Annotated in this window: 22 protein-coding genes and 1 pseudogene; 10 read left to right on the top strand and 13 right to left on the bottom strand. The window is 69.1% G+C overall.

Going from position 1 to position 25,437, the window contains the following annotated elements; all coding sequences use genetic code 11:
* Positions 1 to 799 (bottom strand): annotated as a pseudogene (locus tag M3330_RS02020) (LLM class flavin-dependent oxidoreductase).
* Between the two features lie 124 nt (positions 800 to 923).
* Here M3330_RS02020 and M3330_RS02015 point away from each other — a divergent pair.
* Positions 924 to 2,117: an aspartate aminotransferase family protein gene (locus M3330_RS02015; RefSeq protein ID WP_071936369.1), complete on the top strand. Its 1,194-nt coding sequence runs from the start codon at positions 924 to 926 to the stop codon at positions 2,115 to 2,117.
* Here the strand turns inward: M3330_RS02015 and M3330_RS02010 are convergent.
* Complete coding sequence (locus M3330_RS02010) at positions 2,077 to 2,343, bottom strand: hypothetical protein (RefSeq protein ID WP_033096548.1); 267 nt, start codon at positions 2,341 to 2,343, stop codon at positions 2,077 to 2,079. The two genes, M3330_RS02015 and M3330_RS02010, sit on opposite strands and share 41 nt — an antisense overlap.
* A gap of 73 nt (positions 2,344 to 2,416) precedes the next feature.
* On the opposite strand from M3330_RS02010, the gene M3330_RS02005 reads away from it, so the two are divergent.
* Both M3330_RS02005 and M3330_RS02000 read left to right on the top strand, forming a co-directional pair.
* Positions 2,417 to 3,127, top strand: coding sequence for a hypothetical protein (locus M3330_RS02005; RefSeq protein ID WP_071934832.1), 711 nt, complete (start codon positions 2,417 to 2,419; stop codon positions 3,125 to 3,127).
* A 101-nt stretch (positions 3,128 to 3,228) separates the two neighbouring features.
* Complete coding sequence (locus M3330_RS02000) at positions 3,229 to 4,158, top strand: hydrogen peroxide-inducible genes activator (RefSeq protein WP_071934833.1); 930 nt, start codon at positions 3,229 to 3,231, stop codon at positions 4,156 to 4,158.
* An 11-nt stretch (positions 4,159 to 4,169) separates the two neighbouring features.
* Here the strand turns inward: M3330_RS02000 and M3330_RS01995 are convergent, their stop codons facing one another.
* The 4 genes from M3330_RS01995 to M3330_RS01980 all read right to left on the bottom strand — a co-directional run bounded on the left by M3330_RS01995 (position 4,170) and on the right by M3330_RS01980 (position 9,782).
* The gene (locus tag M3330_RS01995; RefSeq protein ID WP_193903630.1) at positions 4,170 to 4,934 is read right to left on the bottom strand and encodes a LysR family substrate-binding domain-containing protein; all 765 of its coding nucleotides are present in this window, start codon (positions 4,932 to 4,934) and stop codon (positions 4,170 to 4,172) included.
* A 41-nt stretch (positions 4,935 to 4,975) separates the two neighbouring features.
* Positions 4,976 to 7,480, bottom strand: a complete 2,505-nt coding sequence (locus tag M3330_RS01990; protein WP_006551324.1) for an RNA helicase — start codon at positions 7,478 to 7,480, stop codon at positions 4,976 to 4,978.
* Positions 7,481 to 7,547: 67 nt separating this feature from the next.
* A complete protein-coding gene (locus tag M3330_RS01985; protein WP_255026813.1) occupies positions 7,548 to 8,585 on the bottom strand; it encodes an alpha/beta fold hydrolase in 1,038 nt (345 codons plus the stop codon).
* Positions 8,586 to 8,759: 174 nt separating this feature from the next.
* Positions 8,760 to 9,782 (bottom strand): proteasome assembly chaperone family protein, encoded by a 1,023-nt coding sequence (locus tag M3330_RS01980; RefSeq protein ID WP_248689998.1) that lies wholly within the window; start codon positions 9,780 to 9,782, stop codon positions 8,760 to 8,762.
* Positions 9,783 to 9,929: 147 nt separating this feature from the next.
* On the opposite strand from M3330_RS01980, the gene M3330_RS01975 reads away from it, so the two are divergent.
* Positions 9,930 to 10,670, top strand: coding sequence for a sensor domain-containing protein (locus M3330_RS01975; RefSeq protein WP_255026809.1), 741 nt, complete (start codon positions 9,930 to 9,932; stop codon positions 10,668 to 10,670).
* 169 nt (positions 10,671 to 10,839) lie between these two features.
* Positions 10,840 to 11,976: a DUF4192 domain-containing protein gene (locus tag M3330_RS01970; protein WP_024100702.1), complete on the top strand. Its 1,137-nt coding sequence runs from the start codon at positions 10,840 to 10,842 to the stop codon at positions 11,974 to 11,976.
* 19 nt (positions 11,977 to 11,995) lie between these two features.
* On the opposite strand, the gene galE is transcribed toward M3330_RS01970, so the two are convergent.
* Complete coding sequence (gene galE / locus M3330_RS01965) at positions 11,996 to 12,988, bottom strand: UDP-glucose 4-epimerase GalE (RefSeq protein WP_175427942.1); 993 nt, start codon at positions 12,986 to 12,988, stop codon at positions 11,996 to 11,998.
* A 45-nt stretch (positions 12,989 to 13,033) separates the two neighbouring features.
* A complete protein-coding gene (locus M3330_RS01960; protein ID WP_006551330.1) occupies positions 13,034 to 13,720 on the bottom strand; it encodes a metal-dependent transcriptional regulator in 687 nt (228 codons plus the stop codon).
* Positions 13,721 to 13,824: 104 nt separating this feature from the next.
* On the opposite strand from M3330_RS01960, the gene M3330_RS01955 reads away from it, so the two are divergent.
* Positions 13,825 to 15,096, top strand: coding sequence for an acetoin utilization protein AcuC (locus M3330_RS01955; RefSeq protein ID WP_006551331.1), 1,272 nt, complete (start codon positions 13,825 to 13,827; stop codon positions 15,094 to 15,096).
* A 106-nt stretch (positions 15,097 to 15,202) separates the two neighbouring features.
* Positions 15,203 to 17,857: a bifunctional GNAT family N-acetyltransferase/acetate--CoA ligase family protein gene (locus M3330_RS01950; RefSeq protein ID WP_052227404.1), complete on the top strand. Its 2,655-nt coding sequence runs from the start codon at positions 15,203 to 15,205 to the stop codon at positions 17,855 to 17,857.
* Positions 17,858 to 17,962: 105 nt separating this feature from the next.
* On the opposite strand, the gene M3330_RS01945 is transcribed toward M3330_RS01950, so the two are convergent.
* From M3330_RS01945 to M3330_RS01935, 3 genes are all read right to left on the bottom strand, one after another.
* Positions 17,963 to 18,925 carry a sigma-70 family RNA polymerase sigma factor gene (locus M3330_RS01945; protein WP_006551332.1) on the bottom strand — a complete coding sequence of 321 codons (963 nt, stop codon included), beginning with the start codon at positions 18,923 to 18,925 and terminating at the stop codon, positions 17,963 to 17,965.
* Between the two features lie 168 nt (positions 18,926 to 19,093).
* On the bottom strand, positions 19,094 to 20,572 hold the full coding sequence (locus M3330_RS01940; RefSeq protein ID WP_039587047.1) for a methyltransferase: 1,479 nt from the start codon (positions 20,570 to 20,572) through the stop codon (positions 19,094 to 19,096).
* A gap of 37 nt (positions 20,573 to 20,609) precedes the next feature.
* Positions 20,610 to 20,969: a DUF3099 domain-containing protein gene (locus M3330_RS01935; RefSeq protein ID WP_006551334.1), complete on the bottom strand. Its 360-nt coding sequence runs from the start codon at positions 20,967 to 20,969 to the stop codon at positions 20,610 to 20,612.
* Positions 20,970 to 21,042: 73 nt separating this feature from the next.
* Here M3330_RS01935 and M3330_RS01930 point away from each other — a divergent pair, with 73 nt between their 5' ends.
* Positions 21,043 to 21,279 carry a DUF3039 domain-containing protein gene (locus tag M3330_RS01930; RefSeq protein WP_006551335.1) on the top strand — a complete coding sequence of 79 codons (237 nt, stop codon included), beginning with the start codon at positions 21,043 to 21,045 and terminating at the stop codon, positions 21,277 to 21,279.
* On the opposite strand, the gene M3330_RS01925 is transcribed toward M3330_RS01930, so the two are convergent.
* Positions 21,252 to 22,589, bottom strand: coding sequence for a YihY/virulence factor BrkB family protein (locus M3330_RS01925; protein ID WP_039587049.1), 1,338 nt, complete (start codon positions 22,587 to 22,589; stop codon positions 21,252 to 21,254). The genes M3330_RS01930 and M3330_RS01925 overlap by 28 nt on opposite strands.
* 211 nt (positions 22,590 to 22,800) lie before the next feature.
* Here M3330_RS01925 and M3330_RS01920 point away from each other — a divergent pair, with 211 nt between their 5' ends.
* The gene (locus M3330_RS01920; protein ID WP_024100707.1) at positions 22,801 to 24,528 is read left to right on the top strand and encodes a DEAD/DEAH box helicase; all 1,728 of its coding nucleotides are present in this window, start codon (positions 22,801 to 22,803) and stop codon (positions 24,526 to 24,528) included.
* Between the two features lie 75 nt (positions 24,529 to 24,603).
* On the opposite strand, the gene M3330_RS01915 is transcribed toward M3330_RS01920, so the two are convergent.
* Positions 24,604 to 24,798: a hypothetical protein gene (locus tag M3330_RS01915; protein ID WP_006551338.1), complete on the bottom strand. Its 195-nt coding sequence runs from the start codon at positions 24,796 to 24,798 to the stop codon at positions 24,604 to 24,606.
* A 258-nt stretch (positions 24,799 to 25,056) separates the two neighbouring features.
* Here M3330_RS01915 and M3330_RS01910 point away from each other — a divergent pair, with 258 nt between their 5' ends.
* Entirely contained in the window at positions 25,057 to 25,437 is a 381-nt protein-coding gene (locus tag M3330_RS01910; RefSeq protein WP_064852053.1) for a DUF952 domain-containing protein, read from the top strand.

Raw genomic sequence — 25,437 nt, 5'->3', positions numbered from 1 at the left:
TCAGCCCGCCAGAGCACGCACCCGGCCGATCACTTCACCGAAGATCTCCCGGTACGGGCGTGGACCGTGAAGTGGGTGAACCCGTAGCGCTCCCGGCTGTGCAGGATCTGCCCGGCCATCTCGTCGACCGTCCCGATCAGCACGAACGGCGAGTCGAGCAGGTCGTCGGCCTCGGCCGCGGTGGCGATGCGGAACGTCCCCGGTGGCCTCCCCGGCAGCAGGACGGCACCCGCGACACTCACGATGTCGGCGTGGGCGGCGACGACGGAAAAGATCCGGTCGCGGTGCCTCCGACGATCAGGGGCGGACCGTAGCTGCCGAATCCGCGCCGTTGCATCGGCCGGAGTACGGGCAGGTCGAACGCTTCGCGCAGCGCTGCCTGCTCGTCGAAGCCGGACCCGGTGAACGATCGCTGCAGTTCCTGCACGGTGGATTCGAGACGCTCGGCGCGCTCGTCGAAGCGCTCCCACTCGATCCCGGCCGCCTCGAACTCCCATCTCATGTGGCCTGCGCCGAGGCCGACCTCGAGCCGGCCGCCGGTGAGCACATCGGTGGTCGCGATCTCGCGAGCGAGCAGTGCCCGATTCCAGGAACCGGCATCGAGCACCATCGTGCCGACCCGCAGACGCTCGGTGGCACCGGCGGCGGCGACCAGGACGGGGAACGACGTGGGGACACCGAGATGGTCGGCCGCGTACACCGCGTCGAAGCCCGCGTCCTCGACGGCGCGGCACCAGCGAACGAACGCATCGGGAGACCCGACCTCGAAGATGTTGACGGAGAAGCGGAACTCGGTCATGGCACCCGGGTGGCGGGTACGGGTCTCCGGCGCCAGAGTCGTTTCCTCCGCATACGATGACGGGTGTCGTGATCGTCGTGGACGGGAGTTGGTCGTGGGTGCGTTGTGGCACGGATTCGCCGATATGGGCGCGATCGAACGGGACGGCGCATTCGTCGTGTCGCGCGGGGAAGGCGCATACATCTGGGACGACGCCGGCAAACGCTACCTCGACGCCACCGCCGGACTGTGGTTCACCAATGTCGGTCACGGCCGCACCGAGATCGGCGAGGCGATCGCAGCGCAGGTCGCCAAACTCGCCCACTACTCGAACTTCGGCGACCTGACCTCCGAGCCCGCCGTCGAACTCGCCGAGCGTCTCGCGGGGGTCGCCCCGGTTCCGGGCAGCAAGATCTTCTTCACCTCGGGCGGATCCGACTCCGTCGACTCGGCGGCCAAGCTCGCGCGACGGTACTGGCAGGAGGTCGGGAAGCCCGGCAAGCGGCTGCTGGTCTCGCGCGAGAAGGCGTACCACGGCATGCATGTCGGCGGCACCTCGCTCGCCGGTATCCCCGTCAACGGTGAGGGCTACGGTCGCCTGTGGGAGGACACCGCGCGGGTTGCGTGGGACGACGCCAAGGCGCTGCTCGAACTCATCGATTCGGTCGGTGCCGACTCCATCGCGGCCTTCTTCTGCGAACCCGTCATCGGTGCGGGCGGGGTGTACCTGCCGCCGGACGGCTATCTCGCCGAGATCCGCGACATCTGCCGCGACCACGACATCCTGTTCGTCGTCGACGAGGTGGTCACCGGCTTCGGTCGTATCGGTGGTTCGTGGTTCGCGTCGTCGCGATTCGACCTGGAGCCCGACATGGTCACCACTGCCAAGGGACTCACCTCCGGCTACCTGCCGATGGGCGCCCTGTTCGTCGCTCCGCGGGTCGCCGAACCGTTCTTCGCCGGAGGCGTGTGGTGGCGCCACGGATACACCTACGGCGGGCATGCTGCAGCCGCAGCGGCCGCCCTCGCCAACCTCGACATCATCGAGCGTGAGAATCTGCTCGCCGAGGCGGCGCGGATCGAGCGGACGCTGCACGAGAAGCTCGCTCCGCTGGCGGACCACCCGCGGGTGGCGGAGGTGCGCAGCGGCCTCGGTGCGGTGGCGGCCGTGCAGCTCGCCGATCCGTCCGAGGCGCTCGGTTTCGTCAAGACCCTGCGGCAGCATGGGATCTCGGGACGCGCGGCCGGTCAGGGCGCGATGCAGATCTCCCCGTCGTTCGTGATGACCGACGAGCAGATCACCGATCTCGCCGACGGAATCGCCGCAGCACTCGGCTGATCTTTTCCTTCGGCCCGATCGGTACCTCGGCGAGGGGGAGTTCGGCGCTGCCGTCGCGTGCGGCGAGCGAACGGGCATAGCGTTCGTGCAGCACCGACCGCACCTCGTCTGGGCTGTAGTTCCGTCGTTGCCGCTCGTTGCGGGCGGCGACGGCACCGGTCGCCGCGACTCCCACGATCCCGGCGAGTCCGACGAGTTTCCACCACTTGCCACCGCGCAGTGCCATGCGGACGACCCTAGCGGTCCGTCGGGGTCATGGGGACGACCCCAGCGGCCGTCGGGCATGGCAGGCTGACGGCATGGACACTTCGTCGGCAGAGCGGTCCGCCGGTGCGCGTTCGCGTCTCACCCTCGACGAGGCCGTGGCGACGACCCGCACGGGGGACCTGTGGATCTTCCGCGGCGCCACCCCGGCCGACCGAGCAATCCAGACGCTGACCAACGCACCGGTGAACCACGTGGGGATGACGGTCGCGCTCGAGGACCTGCCGCCGCTGATGTGGCACGCCGAGCTCGGACGCAGTCTCCCGGACATGTGGACCGGGCGGCACCAGCGCGGCGTGCAGTTGCACGACCTGCGCAGTGCGGTGCAGGTGTGGGCCGCGCGTTACGGGCAGCGCGGTTGGTTGCGGCAGATCTCGGTGGCGGTCACCCCGGACCAGGAGGATCAGCTGCTGCGTACGATCGCGAGGCTCGACGGCACACCGTTCCCGTCGACGACGAAACTCACGGGGCGATGGTTCGCGGGCCGGCTCCCACGTCGTCGCCGGGCGGCCGTACCGTCCGGTGGGCTCGAGAGCGCGTACTGCGCCGAAGTGGTGGGGCTGACGCTGGAGGAGATGGGGTTGCTGCGGCAACGGCACCGGGGGAGCAACTGGTACGACCCCGGCCGGTTCTGGAGCGGCGACCGGCTGCCGCTCGCTCCCGGTGTGGAGTTCGGTGGCGAGATCGAGGTCGTGCTCGACGAGGACGACCTCGCTGCCGGAAGAGCGGCGGGCTCGGCGTCGTAGGACCTGGCCGTCGGCGCAGCGAGCGCCCGTCTCGTGGTCGACGCACGACCGTCCGATAGCTGCGAAAGGTAGAGGCGATAGGTCGCACTACACTGATAGGCGTGACCGATCAGAGCTACCAGCCCACCCTCTCGCAGCTGCGTGCCTTCGTCGCGGTGGCCACCTACCGCCACTTCGGCACGGCAGCAGCGCGACTCGAGGTCAGCCAGCCCACCCTGTCCCAGGGGCTGGCAGCTCTCGAGAACGGCCTCGGCGTCCAGCTCATCGAGCGGAGCACCCGCCGCGTGCTCGTGACACCGGTGGGAGCGCGCCTGCTTCCCTACGCGGAGGTGGTACTCGACGCCGCCGACGGCTTCGTCGACGCGGCTGCAGGAGTGTCCGACGGACTCTCGGGCCCGCTGCGGGTGGGCCTGATCCCCACCGTCGCGCCCTACGTCCTGCCCGAGATCCTGCCCGCACTCGACCGGGCGATGCCGGCGCTGTCGCTGCAGGTCGTCGAGGACCAGACCGCGCGGCTCCTCGACGCCCTACGCGCCGGAACCCTCGACGTCGCCGTCCTCGCACTGCCCGCCGACGTCTCGGGTGTGATCGAAGTTCCGCTGTACGACGAGGATTTCGTCCTCGTCCTGCCGACCGGACACGAACTCGCCGGGCGCACCGACCTCTCGGTCTCCGCGCTCGACGACGCACAACTGCTGCTGCTCGACGAAGGCCACTGCCTGCGCGACCAGACACTCGACCTGTGCCGGTCCATCGACGCGCGACCGGCACTCGGCGACACCCGCGCGACCTCCCTGTCCACCGTGGTGCGCTGCGTCGCAGGACGATTGGGCATCACCCTCGTCCCGGCCTCCGCGGTCGCCGTCGAAACTGCCCGGGGAGACCTCGAGGTCGCGCACTTCGCGGACCCGGCACCCGGCCGCCGGATCGGGCTGGTGTTCCGCTCGTCGTCCCCACGCGGAGGCGACTACCGCATCCTCGCCGAGACCATCCGCGGCTGCGTCCCGCCGACCTGCCGCCCCGTCTCCTGACGAAGACCCCCTCAGCGCCGACCACGCCGGGGCTTCCCGGGGCGCTTCCGCGCGGACGTCCCCGCCCGGCGGGACGTCTTGGGCTCGGGCGCGCGGCGCTTCGGGGTCGAGCCCTTGCGTTCGCCACGACGCGAGGTGCCGCCCGACTCGGCGTCCGGCTCGGAATCGCTGCGGCCACGGGAACTGTTGGCCGTCCGTCCCCGGACGATGCCCACGAACTCGTCGACGTGATCGGTCGTCCGGTCGGTGACCCACACGAGACCCACCTGGGACGCGGGCGCGTCGACGACGGGACGGTAGGTCAGGTCGCGGCGGTGGTGCAGGCGGGCGAGCGACTGCGGCGTGACGAGCACACCCACCTCCGAGGCGACGTGCGAGATCGCGTCCTCGGTGGTCGCGGGCCGCTCGAACGCCTCCTCACCGGGTAGGGCGACCCAGTCGAGCACGTCGTCGAGCGGATGCAGCACCGTCTCGTCGGCGAGGTCGGACACCGACACCTCGTCGACCGCCGCGAACACGTGCTCCTTGGGCACCACTACGACGGAGACCTCGGTGTAGAGCGGGATGACCGACAGGCCGTCCCGCTGCAGCGGCAGGCGCAGCAGCGCGATGTCGGCGACGTCCTCGCGTAGCGGATCCGCACCGGCCGTGGGTTCGACGGGGACCAGTTCGATCGGGACGTCCGGCATCCGCTCGTTCCACACCCGCACCCACTTCGCGGGGGTGACACCCGGGACGTAGGCCAAGCGGAAGGGTTGCACGGTCGGTTCGCTCACCGAGTCAGGCTACCGCTCCCGAGGTCCGCCGCCTTCGACGATCAGCCCTCGACGATCTCGAACTCGTCGAACACCACTTCACCGGCCGCATCGGACTCGCGGAGGTTCACCTCGCCGATCAACGCCCAGCCGTGATCGCCCTGCGGATCGTGCAGGGTCTGACGCACCCGCCACAACTCGGGACCCATCTCGACGGTGAACAGCAGCGGTCCACGCGCGTCGGGGCCGGTACCGATCTCGTCGTACTCGTCGAAGTACAGCTCGAGCAGGTCTTCCCAGTCCTCGGCGTCGAGACCGTCGCCGAGGGCCGCGAGTTCGTCCCAGCGTCGACGCGAGGCCAGTTCGACCCGCTTGAACATCGCGTTGCGGACCATGACCTTGAACGCGCGGACGTTCGCGGACAACGGGCGAGGGGAGTCGACGCCGAACGCGATCTGCTGGTCGTCGGATTCCACCCCGGGATGGGTGAGGGACTCCCACTCGTCGAGCAACGATGAGTCGACCTGCCGGATCAGCTCGCCGAGCCACTCGATGATGTCCTCGAGTTCCTCCGTGCGCGCGGCGTCCGGCACCGTCTGCCGCAGCGCGCGGTAGGCGTCGGCGAGATAGCGCAGGACCAGCCCCTCGGAGCGGGCCAGGCCGTAGTGCGAGACCATCTCGGAGAAGGTCATGCTGCGCTCGATCATGTCGCGCACCACCGACTTCGGGGACAGGGGGAACTCCGACACCCAGGGATGCCCACCCCGGTACGTCTCGAAGGCCGGCTCGAGCAGCTCCACGAGCGGCTTGGGCCAGGTGATCTCCTCGAGCAGTTCCATCCGCTCGTCGTACTCGATGCCGTCGGCCTTCATCTGTGCGACGGCCTCACCGCGTGCGGCATGCTGCTGCGCCATGAGCACCTGACGGGGATCGTCGAGGGTCGATTCGATGACCGACACCACATCGAGCGCGTAGGTGGGGGAGTCGACATCGAGCAGTTCGATCGCTGCGAGGGCGAACGGCGACAGCGGCTGGTTGAGCGCGAAGTCGCGTTGCAGGTCGACGGTGAGGCGGGCCCGGCGCCCGAACTCGTCGGGCTCGTCGAGTTGCTGCACCACACCCGCTTGGAGCAGGCCCCGGTACAGCGAGATCGCCTTGAGGATGTGCTTGCGCTGCGCCGGACGGGGTTCGTGGTTGTCCTCGAGCAGATGCCGCATCGCGTCGAAGCAGTTGCCCGGTCGCGCAATGACGTTGAGCAGCATCGAGTTGCTCACCGAGAACCGCGACTGCAGCGGTTCGGGCGACGCCGCGATCAGCTTGTCGAAGGTGCCCTCACCCCACGAGACGAACCCTTCGGGTGCCTTCTTACGCTGCACCTTCCGGCGCTTCTTCGGGTCGTCCCCGGCCTTGGCGAGGGCCCGGACGTTCTCGATTTCGTGCTCGGGGGCCTGTACGACGACGGTGCCCATCGTGTCGTATCCCGCGCGGCCTGCGCGACCGGCGATCTGGTGGAACTCGCGCGCCTTGAGCTGCCGGGTGCGGGTGCCGTCGAACTTCGTCAGGCCCGTGAGCAACACGGTGCGGATCGGCACGTTGATGCCGACGCCGAGCGTGTCGGTTCCGCAGATGACCTTCAGGAGCCCGTCCTGCGCGAGCTTCTCGATCAGGCGCCGGTACTTCGGCAGCATGCCCGCATGGTGCACACCGATACCGTGCCGGACGAGACGCGAGAGGGTCTTGCCGAAGCCGGTGGAGAACCGGAAGTCGCCCAGCGCGGTGGCGATCGCCTCCTTCTCGGCCTTCGTGCACATGTTCACGCTGGTCAGGGCCTGGGCGCGCTCGAGGGCCGCGGCCTGGGTGAAGTGCACGACGTAGACGGGTGCCTGATGCGTGGTGACGAGTTCTTCGATCGCTTCACCGATGGGTGCCTGCGAGTACGAGAAGGTCAACGGGACGGGTCGTTCGGAGCCCGAGACCTCCACCGTCGGCCGTCCGGTGCGGCGGGTCAGATCCTTCTGTAGAAAGGTCACGTCGCCGAGCGTCGCGGACATGAGCAGGAACTGCGCGTGCGGCAACTCGATGAGCGGAACCTGCCACGCCCACCCGCGGTCGGGTTCGGAGTAGAAGTGGAACTCGTCCATCACGACCTGGCCGATGTCGGAGTCCGGTCCCTCGCGCAACGCGAGATTCGCGACGATCTCGGCGGTCGCGCAGATGATCGGCGCTCCGGCGTTGACCGATGCGTCGCCGGTCATCATGCCGACCTTGTCGGCACCGAAGACGTCACACAGGGCGAAGAACTTCTCGCTCACGAGCGCCTTGATCGGGGCGGTGTAGAAGGTTCGCTTCCCGGCAGCGAGCGCGAAGAAGTGCGCGCCGAGCGCTACCATCGACTTTCCCGAGCCGGTGGGCGTGGCGAGGATGACGTTGGAGCCGGCGACGAGCTCCATGAGCGCTTCCTCCTGCGCCGGATACAGCGAGATGCCACGATCCGTCGTCCAGGTGGTGAACGCGTCGAACAGCGCGTCGTCGTCGACGGGGTCGGGTATCAGATCGGGAAGCAGCACTTCTCCAGGCTAGTCGGAAGGACCCGACCCACCGCCGCGGGTCGCGTGGCCCGGCGTGTAGTGCAGGTCAGGTGGCGCTGCGCTCGTCCGAACCCATCGCGCCGAGCACCGCCATGCGGGTCTCCGGGCCACCGCTGATCTGCGACTCGCTCACACCCGACACGAGGAGCCGGCGCCAGCGGTCGAGGTCGAACTCCAGGGGAGCGGTGGTCTGCAGGAAGTTCTCGACCACCCGCAGGAAGCGCAGCGGGTCGTCGCGGAACGGGAAGTGGCCGGAGCCCCGGAAGATCTCGAGACGTGAACCGGGCATGGCCGAATGCGCGAGATAGGCGTGGGCGATGGGGATGACGCTGTCGTGATCGCCCCAGATGAGCTGGACGGGAAGGTTCTCCGTCAGATAACAGCGGTCGAGCATGGTCACCACCTGACCGCGCCAGTCGACCACCGCGCGCAGCGTGCGCAAATACGCTTCGTAGGCCGTGGGGTCGGGGAGGTTCCCCAGTACGCGCACCAGATCCGAGGTGTCGTGCAGCAGGGCACCGGGCCTCAGTGGCGATCCGTTGACCCGGTTCAGCATCGCGCCGGCAGCGCGCAGGACGGGCATCGCCCCGGGCAGTCGCAGGACCCGCAGCGCTTCGCTGACGATCGGCACCGAGATCAGCCGCAGGGCAAGATGGACGTCCTTGGTGACCCCGCCGGACGCGACGAGCACCAGACGCTCGACCATGTGCGGGAACTGGTAGGCGAACTGCATCGCCACCCCGCCGCCGAGCGAATGGCCGATCACCGTGACCGATTCGATCCCGAGGACCGACAGCAGGTCGCGCATACCGTTCGCGTAGGCGGCCACCGAGTAGTCGGCCCGCGGCTTGTCGGATCGACCGTGCCCGAGCAGGTCGGGGGCGATCACGGTGTACTTCTCCGCCAGGTGCGGGATCACGTCCTGCCAGGTCGACGAGTCGTCACCGATTCCGTGTACGAGCAGCAGTGCGGGACCGCTTCCGGCCAGGCGGAACGCGCGTCGGTAACCGTGGATCGTGCGGAACACGATGCGGGGTTCGTTGTCCGGAACCGGGCGGAGCGTCCGGGCGCGCGGTGGAACCATGAGCGTCTCCTGCGACGTCGGTGATCGCGTGGTGGTAGTCAGGCTGCCCGACCCGTGGCCGAGAACCGGACACACCTACCACTGTGGCATGTCGCCGAAGCGTACATGTCTGTATGTGACGTCGACAACGACGATTGTGACGATCATGAAACATCCGGCGAACCCGCCGTGGTGTCAACGCGGAGCGGAATCGTCTCCGTCGTCCGGGTCGAACTCGCCGAATCCGCCGTCGCCGGTTCTTCCGTCGTCCGGACCGGGGAGGTCGCCGCCGGGACCGGCGCCGCGCCGGTCGTATTCGGCGAGGAACCGCTCGAACTCCGCCCCGATCTCCTCACCCGTCGGCAGACTCTCGTCGGTCGGCAGGGGAGAGGTCTGCTGTTCCTGGGCGGCGACGTAGCTGTCGTATTGCCGCTCGAGCGCGTGCACCACGCCGAGGACCTCGGCATTGTCCTCGATGTGCTCGTCGATCTGCTCCCGCACCCGCGCCGCGGCCTCACCGAGCGCCTGCAGAGACAGCTCGAGGCCGCCGACCTCTGCGACGTTCGTCAGCAGCGTCTCGGCGGCCGCCGGATAGTCGGTCTGGGCGAGATAGTGCGGCACGTGCACGGAGAAGCCTACGGACTCGTGCCCGTGCTGGCCCATGCGGTATTCGAGCAGCGACGACACTCCCGCGGGCACCTGGAGCTCGCCCGACCAACGGTGGTGCCCCGCGATGAGGTCCTTGTTCGTCGAGTGCGCGGTGACCGCCAACGGCCGGGTGTGCGGGATCGCCATGGGGATCGCGTTGAGTCCGATGGTCCGCCGCACCCCGAACTGCTCCGCGAGCAACCGCACCGCGGTGATGAAACGCTCCCACTTCAGATCCGGCTCGGCACCCGCGAGCAGCAGGAACGGGGTGCCGGCCTCATCGATGAGCGCGTACAGGTTCAGTTCGGGCTCGGCGTAGTCCGAGAAGTGGTCGGCCTCGAACGTCATGAGCGGCCGACGCGACCGGTAGTCGATCAGTTCGTCGACGGCGAACGACGCGACGAGCTCGGTCTCCAGACTCTCGCGCAGGTGCGTGGTCGCCAGGCGCACCGCGTGTCCCGCGTCGGCGAAACCTTCGAGACCGTGCACGAGGACCGGCCCCTCACCTTCCGGGGAGGTGAGCTGCGGAGCCGGGAATTCCAGCTCGTACATGCGGGACTGTTCGTCCATCTGCGAACCACTCCGATCACACTTCGTCTCGGCATCTCCGCCGGGGTCACCCGACGTGGCATGGTGGTGTTCGAGTCTAATCGACGCTACGACGACCGATTCCGGGGCGCACATCCTGCCCGACGTCGACGACCGAGGGAGGTTCGGGTGACCCGACGCGACACTCGTCCGAAGCGCCGCGCATCGGCCGCCCGAAGCGCGGTGGCGACAGCGTGCCTGATGCTCGCATCCGCCTGCTCCCAGACCGTCTCCGGCGACCCCCGGCCCGAACCGGCAGCCCTGACGGGAACCGCGCCTGCACCTGCACCCGCGATTGTCCGGGCACCGGGCGAGCTGGTGCTTCCTCCCGAACGTTTTCCCGAACCGTACGTCGCGGTGGTCCTCCCACCGGAGGCCGTGGCGCAGGCAGCGCCCGACCTGACCGGGATCCAGCCCGGCTCGAAGGTCGATCCGGGCGGATGTCTGCCGCCCGCGCAGAATTACGGCCCCGAGAGCACCGCCATGGTGGTCGGTACCGACAACGCCAGTCGCGCGACGATCAGTGTCGAGGTCACCCGTTCCGCTCCGGACGTCGGCGAGTACCGCACCTATCTCACCGAGTGCTCGCAGGTGGACGCCACCGTGCGGGGGATCACCTCGACCGTCTCGACCGTCCTCGGCGACGATCCCGCCATAGCCGTCGACGGGGCCGAGACGCTGGCCCTGACCCGCACGGTCGACTCCGGCAGGGGATCGGGTGGCATGACGCAGTCGATGGCCGCGCGGATCGCGCAGATCGGGGACGTGCGTGTGACGGTCACGTACCTGTCCTTCGACGCGGCGCCGCCCGACGCCGACAATCTCGACCTCGTGTTCCGGGAGGCCGTCGACTTCGCCGCCCGCCCCTGACGAGGCCGGGCGCGCACCCTAACAGCGCTCACCGACGGGATCGTCCGTTCGGCACGGGTCGACGATGCCGGTCGCGGAGTTGTCCACAGCCGGCCGGTTCATCCCCAGAAGGCCGCGGAACGACCCCGGGAGTCGCTTTCCGCTCGGACCGATGGGCCACGGTTCGAGCATGACAACTTCCACGCCTTCGTCGTCGCATCCCCTCCGTCTCACCGATGTCGGTGACGTGATCGCCGCCCTGCCCGCCCTCATGGGCTTCCCGCCGATGCGTTCGATCGTCGTGATGTGCCTGACCCCGACGGGTGACGCTCCGACCCGCCCGAACGGGAAGGTGGCGAGTATCGGCGCCGTGATGCGGCACGACCTCGTCCTGCCCCGGCCCGGAGAGTCGGTCCCGGAACCCATGCGCGCGGCGTTCCGGCGCTTCTGCGCCGTCTGTGCCCGCGAGGGCGCGGAATCTGTGGTGGCCGTTCTCGTGGACGACGATCTCATCGACCGGCACGATCCGGTGATCGCCGACGTGTGCAGGCTCGTCGACGACTTCGCCGACCATCTCGACGCCGTCGGCATCGACCTGGCGGGGGTGTACGCGCTACCGGAGATCACCGGTGGAGCGACCTGGTTCGTGCCCGGCCAGAACATCACCGGCAGCGTGGCCGATCCCGGGTCCTCGGTGGTCGCGGTGGCCCGGGTGTTCGAGGGCAGCCCGATCCGCGGCTCCCGCACCGAGCTCGCCGCACTGCTCGCGCCGTATCCGCCGGCGGTGAGGCAGGAGGTCGCGCGGTGTATCGACGAGGTCGTCGAGACCCGCGACCGCGAGTACGAACGCTGTGCCCGCGAGGGCGGCGGCGAACGCGCCGACCGTCTCGAACTCGAAACCGTGCTCGCACACATCGAGACGTACGCCGGCGGAACGGATCCCAGCGCGTCCGACATCGCCGAGCTGGCCGTCCTGCTCGCCAACCGCACGGTGCGCGACGCCGCCATGGGACTTGCGACCGGACCGCTCGCACGGCCGGCGGAGCGTCTGTGGACCGAGCTCGCCCGGGCCCTGCCCGATCCCGAGCGGGCCGATGCCGCCGCGCTTGTCGGCTTCGGCGCTTACGTGCGCGGCGACGGTCCGCTCGCCGGGGTCGCGCTCGCAGCGGCCCTCGAATCCGATCCCCGCCACCGGCTTTCGGATCTGCTCGACCAGGCCCTGCAGGCGGGACTGCGTCCCGAGTCGATCCGTGGCCTCGCGGAGACCGGACACGAGATCGCGGCGCGGCTGGGACTCGAACTGCCGCGCGGCGACGAACCGTCCTGAACCGGAGCCGTGTCCTCGATCAGCGTCGAGCAGCGTGCAGCCGGTCGCCGAGAGACCGGGTGAACTCCCACGCATCGGAGACGATCTCGTCGAGATCGGTGTGCTGGGGGTTCCACCCGAGCTCGGAGATCGCGCGGCTGCTCGAGGCGATGAGCACGGCCGGATCACCGGCACGGCGCGGCGCGTCGACCGCTGCGATCGGCAGGCCCGTGACCCGCTCGCACGCCGAGATGACCTCGCGGACGGTGAAGCCCTCTCCGCTGCCGAGGTTGTAGATGCCGTGGCGGCCGGGTTCGGACTTCGTCAGTGCCAGTACGTGGGCGTCGGCGAGATCCTTGACGTGGATGTAGTCGCGCACCGCGGTGCCGTCCTTGGTCGGCCAGTCGGTGCCGAAGACCGAGATGTGATCGCGCACACCGAGAGCGACCTGCAGCACGAGTGGGATCAGATGCGTCTCGACGACCCGGTTCTCCCCGGCACCGCCGTAGGCGCCGGCGACGTTGAAGTACCGCAGACTCGTCGCCGCGAGACCGTGAGCGTGCGCGTACGAGGAGATCGCATGATCGATGGCGAGCTTCGACGCACCGTACGGGTTGGTCGGCCGGGTGGGCGCGTCCTCGGTGATCGGCACGCTGTCGGGTTCGCCGTAGGTCGCGGCGGTGGAGGAGAACACCAACCGTGGGGTACCCGAGCGGCGGACGGCCTCGAGCAGGGCCAGGGTGGTCACCACGTTGCCTTGCCAGTACTTCTCGGGGAACTCCACCGACTCGCCGACGAGGGACTGTGCACCGAAGTGGAGGACGCCGTCGAAACGGGATCCGGAGAGCAGTTCGTCGGCGACGGCCGCGATGTCGCCCTCGACGAACTCGGCACCGGTGGGCACCGCTTCGGCGTTCCCGGTGGACAGGTCGTCGACGACCACGACGTCGTGGCCCTGCTCGAGCAACACGGTCGTGCACACGCTGCCCACATAGCCGGCGCCGCCGGTCACCAGAAGTCTCACGCTGGACATCCCCTTTTCGCACGCCCGTACCGGACATGCGAAAAGGGGCCTGGGTCAGACCTGCTTCACCTGCACGGCGTGGGCCATCTCGTCGGAAAGCTCGAAGCTGTCGTGACCGGCCACGGTGATGGACACCGAGCCCGGTCGCGTCTCGACTGTAACCCGCGCGTCCGGGACCACACCGGCCTCACGCAGTCGCGCGATGACCTCGGGGTCGGACTGGACGTACTCCGCGAGCCGGCGTACCACGACCGCGGTCGGCTTGCCGTGCGGGATGTCCGTCAACCGCACCAGCTTCTCGTCGAGGACCGCCGTGCGGTCGAGGCCGAGCTGGGCCAGTCCTGGAATGGGGTTGCCGTAGGGGGAGGTGGTCGGGTTGTTGAGCACCTCCACGAGACGGCGCTCGACCTCCTCGCTCATCACGTGTTCCCAGCGGCATGCCTCGGCGTGCACGTTCTCCCAGTCGAGACCGATCACGTCCACGAGAAGCCGTTCCGCGAGCCGGTGCTTGCGCATGACCGAGACCGCGAGATCGCGGCCCTTCTCGGTGAGCTGCAGGTGGCGGTCGCCGGCGACCCGGAGCAGGCCGTCGCGTTCCATGCGGGCCACGGTCTGGCTGACCGTCGGTCCGCTCTGTTCGAGGCGCTCGGCGATACGCGCGCGCAGCGGCACCACGCCTTCCTCTTCCAAGTCGTAGATGGTCCGGAGATACATCTCCGTTGTATCGACCAGGTCCTTCACTCTCACACCCCTTCGTCTGGGCCGATTCTAACCGTGCGAACAGGACGGTGGGGGCGCCCTCCGAGGCTCGCATGTCCGTGGGTGGACCAGTAGCGTCTGTGTCCATGACCACGAGCTCCACCGCGGCGGGCGGTACGACACAGCTGAGCGGCGATCGGATAGTGGTGTGGAGCCCCGACTACCTCGACTACCGGTGGGGTCCGACACATCCGATGAACCCCACGCGTCTCGATCTCACGATGGCGCTGTCCCGCAGTCTCGGTCTCCTCGAAGGCGTCGAGACGGTCCGCCCGTCCCCTGCGGACGACACCGATCTGCTGCGCATCCACACCTCGTCCTACGTCGACGCGGTCAAGCGCGCGGGCTCCGCTCCGGAGGGAGCGGCACCCCCGGCCGACGCACCCCACGGTCTCGGCACCGAGGACAACCCGATCTTCCCCCGTATGCACGAGGCCAGCGCGACGCTCGCCGGAGGAACCCTCGCGGCCGCACGCGAGATCGCGAGCGGCCGGGCCCGCCGTGCGGTGAGCATCGGGGGCGGCATGCACCACGCGATGGCCGACTGGGCCGCCGGGTTCTGCGTCTACAACGACGCCGCCATCGCGATCTCGTGGCTGCTCGACCACGGCTACGACCGCATCGCCTACATCGACGTCGACGCCCACCACGGCGACGGTGTGCAGCACGCATTCCTCGGCGATCCCCGCGTCCTGACCATTTCCCTGCACCAGCATCCCGCGACGCTGTGGCCCAACACCGGGTGGTCCAGCGAGGTCGGTTCGGGTCCGGCCGAGGGCACCGCGATCAATCTGCCCGTACTGCCGGGCACCGTGGACGCGTTGTGGTTGCGCGCCTTCCATGCCGTCGTGCCGGGCGCGGTCGCGGCGTTCCGCCCCCAGATACTCATCAGTCAGTGCGGTGCCGACAGCCACCGCGAGGACCCTCTGGCCGATCTCTCCCTGACCGTCGACGGCCAGCGCGCGTCGTATCTCGCGATGCGCGATCTCGCCGACCGCTACTGCGAGGGTCGCTGGCTCGCCGTGGGCGGCGGCGGTTACGGCCTCGTGCGGGTGGTGCCGCGCGCGTGGACCCACCTGATCGCCGCGGCGCTGGACCGCGAGATCGACCTGAGCACCCCGGTTCCGGCGGACTGGAGCGAGCGCGTCGGCGCTCTCGCTCCGAGCGTCGAACTGCCCACGGTCATGGGGGAGGGCTCCGACGTCTCGTACCTGCCGTGGGACGGTCCCGGTGGCACACCGGAAACGGGGATCGCGTCCCTGGACCGCGCACTGACCCGCATCGATTCGGCGATCATCGCCACGAGGCGGGCGGCCTTCCCGCTGCTCGGCCTGGACCCGGAGGACCCCCGTGACTGACCGGCAGAATCCCTCGGCGGCACCGGACTCCGCGTCTGCGACGGGCGCGGCCCCCGCGCAGGGTGCCGGGACGACAGGGGAGACCGACCCCGCGCGCGAGGCGGCGCTGGCGCGCGCCCGCGACTATCCGCGGCACTGGGTCGCCGACGTGCTGGCCTCGGACGGCGGTGTCGTACACCTGCGGCCGATCGTCCCCGAGGACGCTGACGCGATCGTCGCCTTTCACAGCAAACTGTCCGAACGCACCCGCTATCTGCGGTACTTCGGTCCGTACCCGACGATCTCGAAGAAGGACCTGTTCAACTTCACGGTCGTCGACCACAAGTCCCGGGTGGCGTTCGTCGCGGTGCTCGGCGACGAGATCATCGCCGTCGGGCGGTACGAGGGACTCTCGCACGAGGGCGACGGTCTCTCCGCCGAGGTGGCCTTCACCGTCGCCGACGCTCACCAGGGACGCGGTCTCGGTCCGATCCTGCTCGAACATCTCGCCGGCGCGGCCGCCGAGAACGGACTGCACACCTTCGTCGCCGAGGTCCTCGCCGAGAACCGGCACATGATCACGGTCTTCCGGGAAGCCGGCTACCAGGTCAGCCGCAGCTTCGAAGGGGGAGTCGTCCGGCTCGAGTTCGCGATCGACCCCACCGAAGCCCTCGTCTCGGTCCGCAACGCCCGCGAACGCGCCGCCGAGGCGCGCAGCGTGCGCAACATCCTCGGTCCCGGCAGTGTCGCCGTCATCGGTGCCTCCACCGACAGCCGCAAGGTGGGCAACGCCGTGCTGGTGAACATGCTGCGCAGCGGGTTCACCGGGCCGGTCTACCCGGTCAACGCCGAACACCGGTCCGTCCGAGGTGTCCGCGCCTACCCGACCGTCCGCGACATCCCCGATGAGATCGATCTCGCGGTCGCCGCCGTCCCCGCCGAATCGATCGACTCGGTGCTCGACGACTGTCTCGCGAAGGGTGTCAAGGCCCTGCTCGTCGTCTCGTCCGGTTTCGGCGAGACCGGACCGGAGGGTCGCGACGCCGAGCGGCGGCTCACGCTGGCCGCGCGGTCGCACGGTATGCGACTCATCGGGCCGAATGCTCTCGGTGTCGCCAACAACGATCCCGCCATCCGACTCAACGCGACCCTCGCGCCCGTGCTCCCGGCGTCCGGCAACGTCGGTTTCTTCTGCCAGTCCGGCGCCCTCGGCATCGCGATCCTCGACGAGGCCGCCAAGACGGGTGTCGGACTGTCGTCCTTCGTCTCGGCCGGCAACCGCGCCGACCTGTCCGGCAACGACCTGCTGCAGTACTGGGACACCGATCCTGCCACCGAAGTGGTGCTGCTGTATCTGGAGAGTTTCGGCAACCCGCGCAAGTTCTCGCGCATCGCGCGGCGGGTGGCGCGCAGCAAACCGATCGTCGCCGTCAAGAGCGGCCGCCACGCGGTGCCGCCGGCGCTCGCCGCCCGGACGGGGGAGATGGACGACACCATCGTGCGATACCTGTTCGAGCAGGCCGGTGTCGTCCAGGTCGAGTCCATCGGCCAGCTCTTCGACTCGGCCCTGCTGTTCGGTTACCAGCCGCTGCCCGCGGGTCCCCGCGTCGCCGTGGTCGGCAACTCCACCGCCCTGGGTCTGCTCGCCGTCGACGCCGCCCGCGGCCAGGGTCTGCAGGCACCGGACGCGGTGGATCTCGGCGCGCAGGCGTCGCCCGAGGAATTCGCCGAAGCCGTCGCCCGGGCGCTCGACTCACCCGATGTCGACTCGGTGATCGCGGTCTTCGTCCCGCCGGTCGCCGTCGACGTCCAGCCCTACGCGCAGGCCCTGCGCGACGCCGTCGCCGGGTCGGAGAAGCCGGTGGTCACGACCTTCCTGGCGACCGAGGGTATCCCCGACGTCCTGGCCGTGCGCGGACCGGACGGAAACCCGACCCGCGGATCCGTGCCGTCCTATCCCGGTCCGGAACGAGCGGCGCTCGCCCTGGGGCGGGCGTGGCGGTACGCGAAATGGCGCAGTCGTCCGCCCTCGCAGGTCGTGCGACCGGCGGGCATCGATCCCGAGCGCGCCCGTGCGCTCGTGGACGGCTGGCTCGAGACGACTCCCGAGGGTCGCTACCTGTCGGATACCGAGGCGGCCCTGCTGCTGTCCTGCTACGGAGTCGAGGTCGCGGACTTCCGCGCCGTCACCACCGAGGAGGAGGCGGTCGAGGCGGCGGACGAGATCGGCTTCCCCGTGGCGGTCAAGGCCACCGGTGCGCAGTGGCGGCACCGGCCCGATCTGACCGGGGTCCGGCTCGATCTCGTCGACGCCGATTCGGTACGGATCGCCTATTGCGACCTGGCCGCGGTGTCGGGGGAGCCGTTGATGCATGTGCAGCGGATGGCCCACAAGGGCATCGGTTGCGCGATCCGTGTGCAGGACGACCCGTCGTTCGGTTCGCTCATCTCGTTCGGTCTCGCCGGTGTGATCTCCGACCTGCTCGGCGACCGCGCCTACCGGGTTCTTCCGCTCACGGAGGACGAGGCGGTCGAGTTGATCGACGCGCCGAAGGCGGCGCCGTTGCTCTCGGGCTATCGCAATGCCGCACCGGTGAACAAGCCGGCACTCGTCGACTTCGTCCAGAGGATCTCGGCGCTCGCCGACGACCTGCCCGAGGTGCGCGAACTGGTGTGCGAACCGGTCCTGGCCTCGGTGGTGGGAGCCGAACTCACCGACGCGCACGTGCGGATCGGGCCCGAACCGCACCCGCTCGACCTCGGACCGCGCCGTCTGCGCTGACGGCAGTCCGGCGGCCGAACACCTGCCGGAGAAGGCACCCGAACGGCAACGATCCCCGAGAACCCAGCCCGGTTCTCGGGGATCGGATACCGCTGACGCGCCCGGTCAGCTGGCGTAGGCGCGAAGGCGCTCGGCGCGGTCTCCTTCGCGGAGCTTGACCATCACTTCGCGTTCGATCTGCCGGACACGCTCACGGGACAGCCCGAACAGCTTGCCGATCTGATCGAGGGTGCGGGGCTGGCCGTCGTCGAGGCCGTAACGCAGCCGGATGACCTGCTGTTCGCGCTCGTCGAGCGTCGCGAGGACGCTGCGGACGTCGCTGTGCAGGAGTCCGGCGATGACGGCGGTCTCGGCGGACGTCGCCTCGGCGTCCTCGATGAAGTCGCCCAGTGGGGCCTCCTCGTCGTTGCCGACGGGCATGTCGAGGCTCACCGGGTCGCGGCTGTGGTCGAGCAGGTCGGCGATCTTCTCGACGGGGATACCCGACTCGTTGGCGAGTTCCTCGTCGGTCGCCTCGCGGCCGAGCTGCTGGTGCAGCTCACGCTTGATGCGGGCGAGCTTGTTGACCTGTTCGACGAGGTGGACGGGGAGCCGGATCGTGCGGCTCTGGTCGGCCATTCCGCGGGTGATGGCCTGACGGATCCACCACGTCGCGTAGGTCGAGAACTTGAAGCCCTTCGCGTAGTCGAACTTCTCCATCGCGCGGATCAGGCCGAGGTTGCCCTCCTGGATGAGGTCCAGCAGGGGCATACCGCGTCCGGTGTAACGCTTCGCCAGCGAGACGACGAGGCGCAGGTTCGCCTCGAGCAGGTGGCTGCGAGCGGCCTGTCCTTCGCGGACGATGATCGCGAGGTCGCGCTTCTTCGCCGCCGACAGACGCTTCTTCGTCTCGAGCAGGTGCTTGGCATACAGGCCGGCCTCGATCCGCTTGGCCAATTCCACCTCGTCGGCTGCGGTGAGCAGAGCGGTCCGTCCGATGCCGTTCAGGTAGACGCGAACGAGATCGGCTGCGGGGCTCTGACCGTCCAGGTCGGAATCGAAGCGAGCGGTGGTTTCGGGGCGTGCCATGACGTGCCTCCTCATCGGTGGTGTCTCACAGGGTTCAACGACCGGCGAAGCGGTGGAGTTCCCGTCGGTCTCGGAGTACCACCGCGCTGACCTGCACTAACCCGATGAGCTCCTGAGAAGTTGCTGAGAGAACCGAATCGTGGAACCTCAGGAACGCCCCGGAGGGGGTCAGACGGGCTCGATCAGCCCGTGCCGCACCAAGCCGTGCACGAGGCCCACCGATTGCGTGAGGAGGTCGTCCTCGTCCTCGCCGTGCGCGGCCGCGAGCAGCGACACGAGATCCCCGAGCGGAAGACCGTCAGCGCGCATGCCGCCGAGCAGGGCGGCCGCGAGGTCGTCCACCTCGTGCTGCCAGGCCGGACCGCCACCCCGATGCACCCGCACGACCACCTGGTTCCACCCGTCCTCGCCGGGCAGGTGCACCCGCTCGAGGGCCGTGTCGGGCCGCACCGCGAAACGGGCGTCGAGCACCTCGTGTGTACGCAGCCAGTCGAGCCGCCGGAAGTAGTCGATCGCCTCGTCGCCCAGCGCGTCGGTGAACGCGTGCCGCAGGTCCTCGGCCATCACATCGGACGGCAGGTCGGTGCGGCGCAGGTAGACGAACCCGAACCCGACGCCCTCGACGCCCTGCTCCTCGAAGTGGTCGAGCCACTGCTCGGCGCGCACCGCGACCTCCGGCTCGCGTTGATCGGCGTCACCGTCTCGCAGCCACGTCCCGACGTAGAGGGCCGGATCGGCGACATCGCGCTGCACGATCCAGGCGTCGACGCCGTGTGACGGCAGCCACGATGCGACGCGGGTCCGCCAGTCCTCGCCCTCGACGTGCACCCAGGACGCGAGCATCGCGGCGGTGCCGCCGGGATTCAGGTGTTCGGCGACCTGCGAGATCATGAGCCGGCTGGCGCCGTCGAGGTCGAGACCGGAATCGCGGTAGCTGTGCTCGACACGTCCGGCGCTCACCACGAACGGTGGATTCGCGACGATGCGGTCGAAGGTCCGGCCGGCGACCGGCTCGAACCACGACCCCTCGAGAAGATCGATGTCGATCTCGTTCAACGCGGCGCTCGCGGCGGCCAGGGTCAGGCAGCGGGGGTTGATGTCGGTCGCGGTGACCTCGTCCGCGTGGTCCGCGGCGCGGATCGCCTGCACCCCGCAACCGGTGCCGAGATCGAGCACCGAACCGACCCGATCGGTCGGGGTGGCCTGCAGCAGCGACAGGGAGGCCTGACCGACGCCGAGGACGTGATCGGGGCGGGTCGGGACGGGCCGGATCGAGCCGTCGAGATCGGACAGCACCCAGCGGCTGCCGGTCCCGGCGTCGAGGGGCCGCAGGTCGAGAGCGGCCCGCACGCCGTCGCCGTCGCGTTCGACGAGTCCCGCCTGCACGGCCTGCTCCGTCGTCACCGGAGCGAGAGCCTGCGCGACCTCATCCTCGGGGCAGGTGTCCTGGAGGAGGAACAGCCGCACGAGCACGCCGAGATCGCCCGCACCGCGCGCGATGCGCCGAGCAGGGACGGGTTCGCTACGCCCGAGGGCGGCGTGCGCCTCGGGGCCGAGGAGTTCCCGGACGGTGTCGAGGTCGTAGCGGCACCGGATCAATGCGGTGCGCAGAGCCGGGCAGAGAGACAGGAGAAGGTCGCGGTCCACCACGACATTCTCGCAAGCGTCCCGTCCGGGGTCCCTGTCAGCCGTCGATCACATGGTGGCGGGACGACTCGATCGCCGGGGCATCGTCGAAGCGGCCGTCCCAGCGGCTCGGTTCGTCCTTGCGGCGCGGCGGCCGGTCGTTGGCGATGAGGACGGCGATCCACGGCAGCGGGATCGACACCCCGATGATCGCCATCGAGATCCAGGGATTGGCCCATACGCCGTACGCGATCGCCGCCAGCAGCAGGGCGGGGATGCGGACCGACATGATGGTGAGGTACTTGCGAACCCGTGCTCGGTGCTGATCCTCGAGCGACGCCTCCGCCGCGGTGATCAGAACCGGGTTGTCGGGCGATCCGTTCTCGGGGGATCCGCCGAAACCGTGAGTTCTCGCCATGTCTTCCACCTTCCCACGCCGGGCCGTCGCACGCACATACACATCCGGCCCTTCCGTGCGGCATCATGGACACGTGAGCACGGATATCAAGGAACGGCCGGATACCACCACCGACGAAACGACCGACGACGACACCCCGAAGTTCTTCCACTACGTGAAGAAGAACAAGATCGCCGAGAGTGCGGTCATGGGTACCCATGTGGTCGCGCTGTGCGGTGAGGTCTTTCCGGTGACCCGGTCGCCGAAGCCCGGCTCGCCGGTGTGCCCCGAATGCAAGAAAGTCTACGACGGTTTGCGCAAGGGCGACTGAGACACCTGGTGGAATACCTCGTCGTCCGCCGCGGCGTCGGGTGATTCCGGCGACGGTCTTGCGGCCGGCGAAGACGGTGATACTGCCTCCACCGTCAACAGTTCGGTCTGGGCCGGGGGAACTTCGGATCCCCCGGCCTTGTCGTCGTGCGAGGCAGTGTCGTCGTGGGGGGCAGTGTCGTCGTGGGGGGCAGGCCGATCGTCCGGCGCCGCATCCGACTCGACGGGTTTCCCGTCGATCGGCCACGACTCGGGTTGGCGATCCCCGGGCCGGATCAGGTCCGACAGCCGGATGGTCGTGGAGCTCGTCAACCGGCGGGTGAGGTTCGTCACCGGTCCGCTGTCGGGCGACGGATCACGGGCCGACTGCTCCGCGAGCCAGATCCGCCACTGCTCCAGACGCGTGGCGCGCGCCGGCCAGAACTGTTGCACCGTGGCGTTGAACTCCGCTCCGAGGACCACGGCGAACCCCAGGAAGAACGTGAACAACAGGAACGCGATCGGGGCGGCGAGCGCACCGTAGGTGTAGCCCGTGGCCGCGACCCACGTCAGGTACCACCGCAGGATCACGCTCGACGCGAGGAAGAACACCCCGGCCAGCACCGCGCCACCGAGCAGTCGGTGCCACGGCAGTGACTTCGGCAGCGCCACCTTGTACAGGGTCGTCAGACCGATCAGTAGGAGCAGACCCACCGCGGGGAAGTAGAAGGTGTCGATGATCCGTGAGCCGACATCGAACCAGGCGTCGGGCAGCAACCGGCCGATCAGAGTGGGTCCGAGCGCGACGAGCGGCATCGTGAACACCGCCAGGATCAGGAAGATCACGTAGAGGAGCAGCCCGAAGATCCGCTGCCACACCGGGTGGCGATGGTCCTGCTGGTGGTGCGCTTCGACGATCGAATCCACGAACGTCGAGATCGCCGACGATCCTGCCCACAGCGACAACACGAAGCCCAACGACATCACGTCGGCGCGACCCCGACGGAGGACGTCCTCGACCGTGGGTTCGATGATCTGGTCGACCACGCTGTCGCTGAAGACCGAGCGGAGGAAGGTGACGGTCTTCGACGTGATGATCTCCACCGTGTCGGGACCGAACCAGCCACCGACGTAACCGAGACTGCCGAGCAGACCGAGCAACAGGGGCGGCAGTGAGAGGGTCTGCCAGAAGGCCGCGGTCGCCGCCTTGCTGAAGATCGAGTGGTCCCAGGCCGACGACAGGGTGTGCGTCACGACCTTCCAGCCCTTTCCGACCGCGCGGCGAACGCGGCCGGAGGGTGCCTGTGCGGGGGATCGTGGTGTGTCGTTCATCTACTTCCAGAATTCCTGAAGACACGCTCGCGTGCGCGCACAGGCAGGTGAGGGCCTCTCGAATTCTGCCACGCAGTCCTCGGAGAACCCGCCGACGCCGCGGCTTCGGCGGGTTCGCGGGCTCCGAGACGATAGGCTGCATGACGGTCGGCGCCCGGACGAGTGCGGTGGCACCGACCCGAGCGAAGCGGACAAGGAGCACGAGAAACCGGTGAGCACCGAAACCGTCGGACAAGCTACGACCTCCGCCCCTGTGGCCCAGCTACGTGCCTGGCAGCGCCGCGCCCTCACCAAGTACCTCGCGACGAAGCCGCGCGACTTCCTCGCCGTCGCGACCCCCGGCGCCGGTAAGACGACCTTCGCCCTCCGGGTGGCGTCGGAGCTGCTGCGCGACCGGACGGTCGACCAGATCACGGTGGTCGCCCCCACGGAGCACCTCAAGCACCAGTGGGCGGGTGCCGCGGCCCGCATCGGCATCGCGCTCGACTCGAACTTCACGAATTCCACCGGGCAGACATCGAGCGACTACCAGGGCGTCGTGGTCACCTACGCGCAGATCGCCTCGCACCCGTTCAAGCACCGTGTGCGCACGGAGGCGCGTCGCACCCTGGTGATCCTCGACGAGATCCACCACGGTGGCGACGCGAAGAGCTGGGGTGAGGGCATTCTCGAGGCGTTCGGGGACGCGACCCGCCGTCTGGCACTGACCGGTACGCCCTTCCGCAGCGACGACAGTGCGATCCCGTTCGTGAGCTACGAACCGAACGAGGACGGTCTGCTGCAGTCCAAGGCCGACCACGCCTACGGCTACGCCGACGCACTCGCCGACGGCGTCGTGCGCCCCGTCGTATTCCTCGCGTACTCGGGCGAGGCGCGCTGGCGCACGAGTGCGGGGGAGGAGTTCACCGCGCGACTGGGAGAGCCTCTCAGCGCCGAGCAGACGGCCCGGGCGTGGCGGACGGCCCTCGATCCCCAAGGCGACTGGATTCCTGCGGTGCTGGGGGCGGCGAACACCCGTCTGCAGCAGCTGCGTGCCGGCGGCATGCCGGACGCCGGTGGGCTCGTCATCGCCACCGACCAGACCACCGCGCGTGCGTACGCGAAGATCCTCGAGTCGATCACCGGCGAGATGCCGACCGTGGTGCTCTCGGACGATCCCACCGCCTCCGACCGCATCTCGCAGTTCAGCGAGGGCAACCAGAGGTGGATGGTCGCCGTGCGCATGGTGTCCGAGGGCGTCGACGTCCCGCGACTGGCGGTGGGTGTGTACGCGACCAGCGCCTCGACCCCGTTGTTCTTCGCGCAGGCCATCGGCCGCTTCGTGCGGTCGCGCCGCAAGGGGGAGACGGCCAGTGTCTTCCTGCCGTCCGTGCCGGTGCTGCTCGAGCTCGCCAGCCAGCTCGAGGCCCAGCGCGACCACGTGCTCGGCAAGCCGCACCGGGTCAAGGAGGGCTTCGACGACGAGCTGCTCGCCGACGCGAACCGGCGCAAGGACGAGCCCGGCGAGGACGAGAAGGCCTACCACTCGCTCGGGGCGGACGCCGAACTCGATCAGGTCATCTACGACGGATCCTCTTTCGGCACCGCGACATTCGCGGGTTCCGACGAGGAGGCCGATTATCTGGGGCTCCCGGGTCTGCTCGACGCGGAACAGATGCGGGCGCTGCTGCGTCAGCGTCAGGAACAGCAGCTGAACAAGCCGAAGGCCGAACCGGCACCCACGCCGCCGCCCCAGGTGACCGAGCGTGTCGAGACCGCCGACACCCTCGCCCAGCTCCGTCGCGAACTCAACTCGCTCGTCGCGGTCGTGCACCACCGGACCAGGAAGCCGCACGGGGTGATCCACGGCGAACTGCGTCGCCAGTGCGGTGGTCCGCCGACGGCGATGGCGACCGCCGAGCAACTGCGCGACCGGATCGCGATCCTGCGCAGTTGGTGACGACGAGAACGGGCGACCACCTCGAGGTGGTCGCCCGTTCGGTCGGGTCTCGGAACCGTGGTTCCGGACGGCGGATCACACGGTGGCGTCGGACTCGCTCACGATCGTCGCTCCGAGTTCACGGAGGCGGTCGGTGTGCTCGTTCGCGTGGTGCCCGCAGAACAACAGTTCTCCGCCGGTCGGAAGGACGGCGCGGACACGAGCGGCGGCATTGCACCGATCGCAGCGATCTGCAGCGGTCAATTTCGGGCTGGTCAACGTACCGGGCATGACTCCTCCAAACTGGCCACCGCTCATATCGGGTGCCGGGGTCTGGTCCGCCGCACCGGCCGGCGCGGTGGATCTACTCTGACAGACGATTCGTATTCACGTGTTGTTCCCCTGGATGCCCAATGGTGGCGTGTTTCACGCATCGAACAGCGAAAATGCTTCGACATGGCCGTTTTCCGCACGGTGTGTTCGCTCACAGCGCAGAGCCCGAGGGGGCCGGAAACGCCCCGGACGGGCTGTCCGACGCACAATGACGCCATGACCGAGACCCTGCTGCACATCATCTCCCGCGACGACTGGGACCACTTCCGACCCCTCGGGGCGGTCGTGCCGGACTCCCTCGGGACCCAGGGTTTCGTCCACCTGTCGACCCCGCACCAGGTGCACCTGCCCGCCGACCGGTTGTACGCAGGCCGCACGGACCTCCTCCTGCTGCGCGTCGACCCGACGCGCCTCGTCGACCCGCTCCGTTTCGAACCCGGCGTACCGGAGGACCCGGATTCGATGCGCTTTCCGCACCTCTACGGGCCCCTGCCCGTCGACGTCGTTGTGGAGGTGACGCCCTACCTGCCGGGACCGGACGGTCGGTTCCCGCCCCTCGACCGGGAGCGAGCGGACGCCGTCGGTCCGGAGGACTAG

This window comes from Rhodococcus sp. GA1 (genome assembly GCF_024321955.1).
Lineage (GTDB): Bacteria > Actinomycetota > Actinomycetes > Mycobacteriales > Mycobacteriaceae > Rhodococcus > Rhodococcus pyridinivorans.
This window is presented reverse-complemented; position numbering and strand designations above follow the sequence as displayed.

Excerpts from the sequence above, each read along its gene's own strand:
- M3330_RS01970 (WP_024100702.1), top strand. The coding sequence starts at position 10,840 with ATGACAACTTCCACGCCTTCGTCGTCGCATCCCCTCCGTCTCACCGAT.
- M3330_RS01925 (WP_039587049.1), bottom strand. The coding sequence starts at position 22,589 with ATGAACGACACACCACGATCCCCCGCACAGGCACCCTCCGGCCGCGTT.
- M3330_RS01955 (WP_006551331.1), top strand. The coding sequence starts at position 13,825 with ATGACCACGAGCTCCACCGCGGCGGGCGGTACGACACAGCTGAGCGGC.
- M3330_RS01985 (WP_255026813.1), bottom strand. The coding sequence starts at position 8,585 with ATGGTTCCACCGCGCGCCCGGACGCTCCGCCCGGTTCCGGACAACGAA.
- M3330_RS01915 (WP_006551338.1), bottom strand. The coding sequence starts at position 24,798 with ATGCCCGGTACGTTGACCAGCCCGAAATTGACCGCTGCAGATCGCTGC.
- M3330_RS02015 (WP_071936369.1), top strand. The coding sequence starts at position 924 with ATGGGCGCGATCGAACGGGACGGCGCATTCGTCGTGTCGCGCGGGGAA.
- M3330_RS01910 (WP_064852053.1), top strand. The coding sequence starts at position 25,057 with ATGACCGAGACCCTGCTGCACATCATCTCCCGCGACGACTGGGACCAC.
- M3330_RS01935 (WP_006551334.1), bottom strand. The coding sequence starts at position 20,969 with ATGGCGAGAACTCACGGTTTCGGCGGATCCCCCGAGAACGGATCGCCC.
- M3330_RS01980 (WP_248689998.1), bottom strand. The coding sequence starts at position 9,782 with ATGGACGAACAGTCCCGCATGTACGAGCTGGAATTCCCGGCTCCGCAG.
- M3330_RS02005 (WP_071934832.1), top strand. The coding sequence starts at position 2,417 with ATGGACACTTCGTCGGCAGAGCGGTCCGCCGGTGCGCGTTCGCGTCTC.
- galE (WP_175427942.1), bottom strand. The coding sequence starts at position 12,988 with ATGTCCAGCGTGAGACTTCTGGTGACCGGCGGCGCCGGCTATGTGGGC.
- M3330_RS02010 (WP_033096548.1), bottom strand. The coding sequence starts at position 2,343 with ATGGCACTGCGCGGTGGCAAGTGGTGGAAACTCGTCGGACTCGCCGGG.
- M3330_RS01945 (WP_006551332.1), bottom strand. The coding sequence starts at position 18,925 with ATGGCACGCCCCGAAACCACCGCTCGCTTCGATTCCGACCTGGACGGT.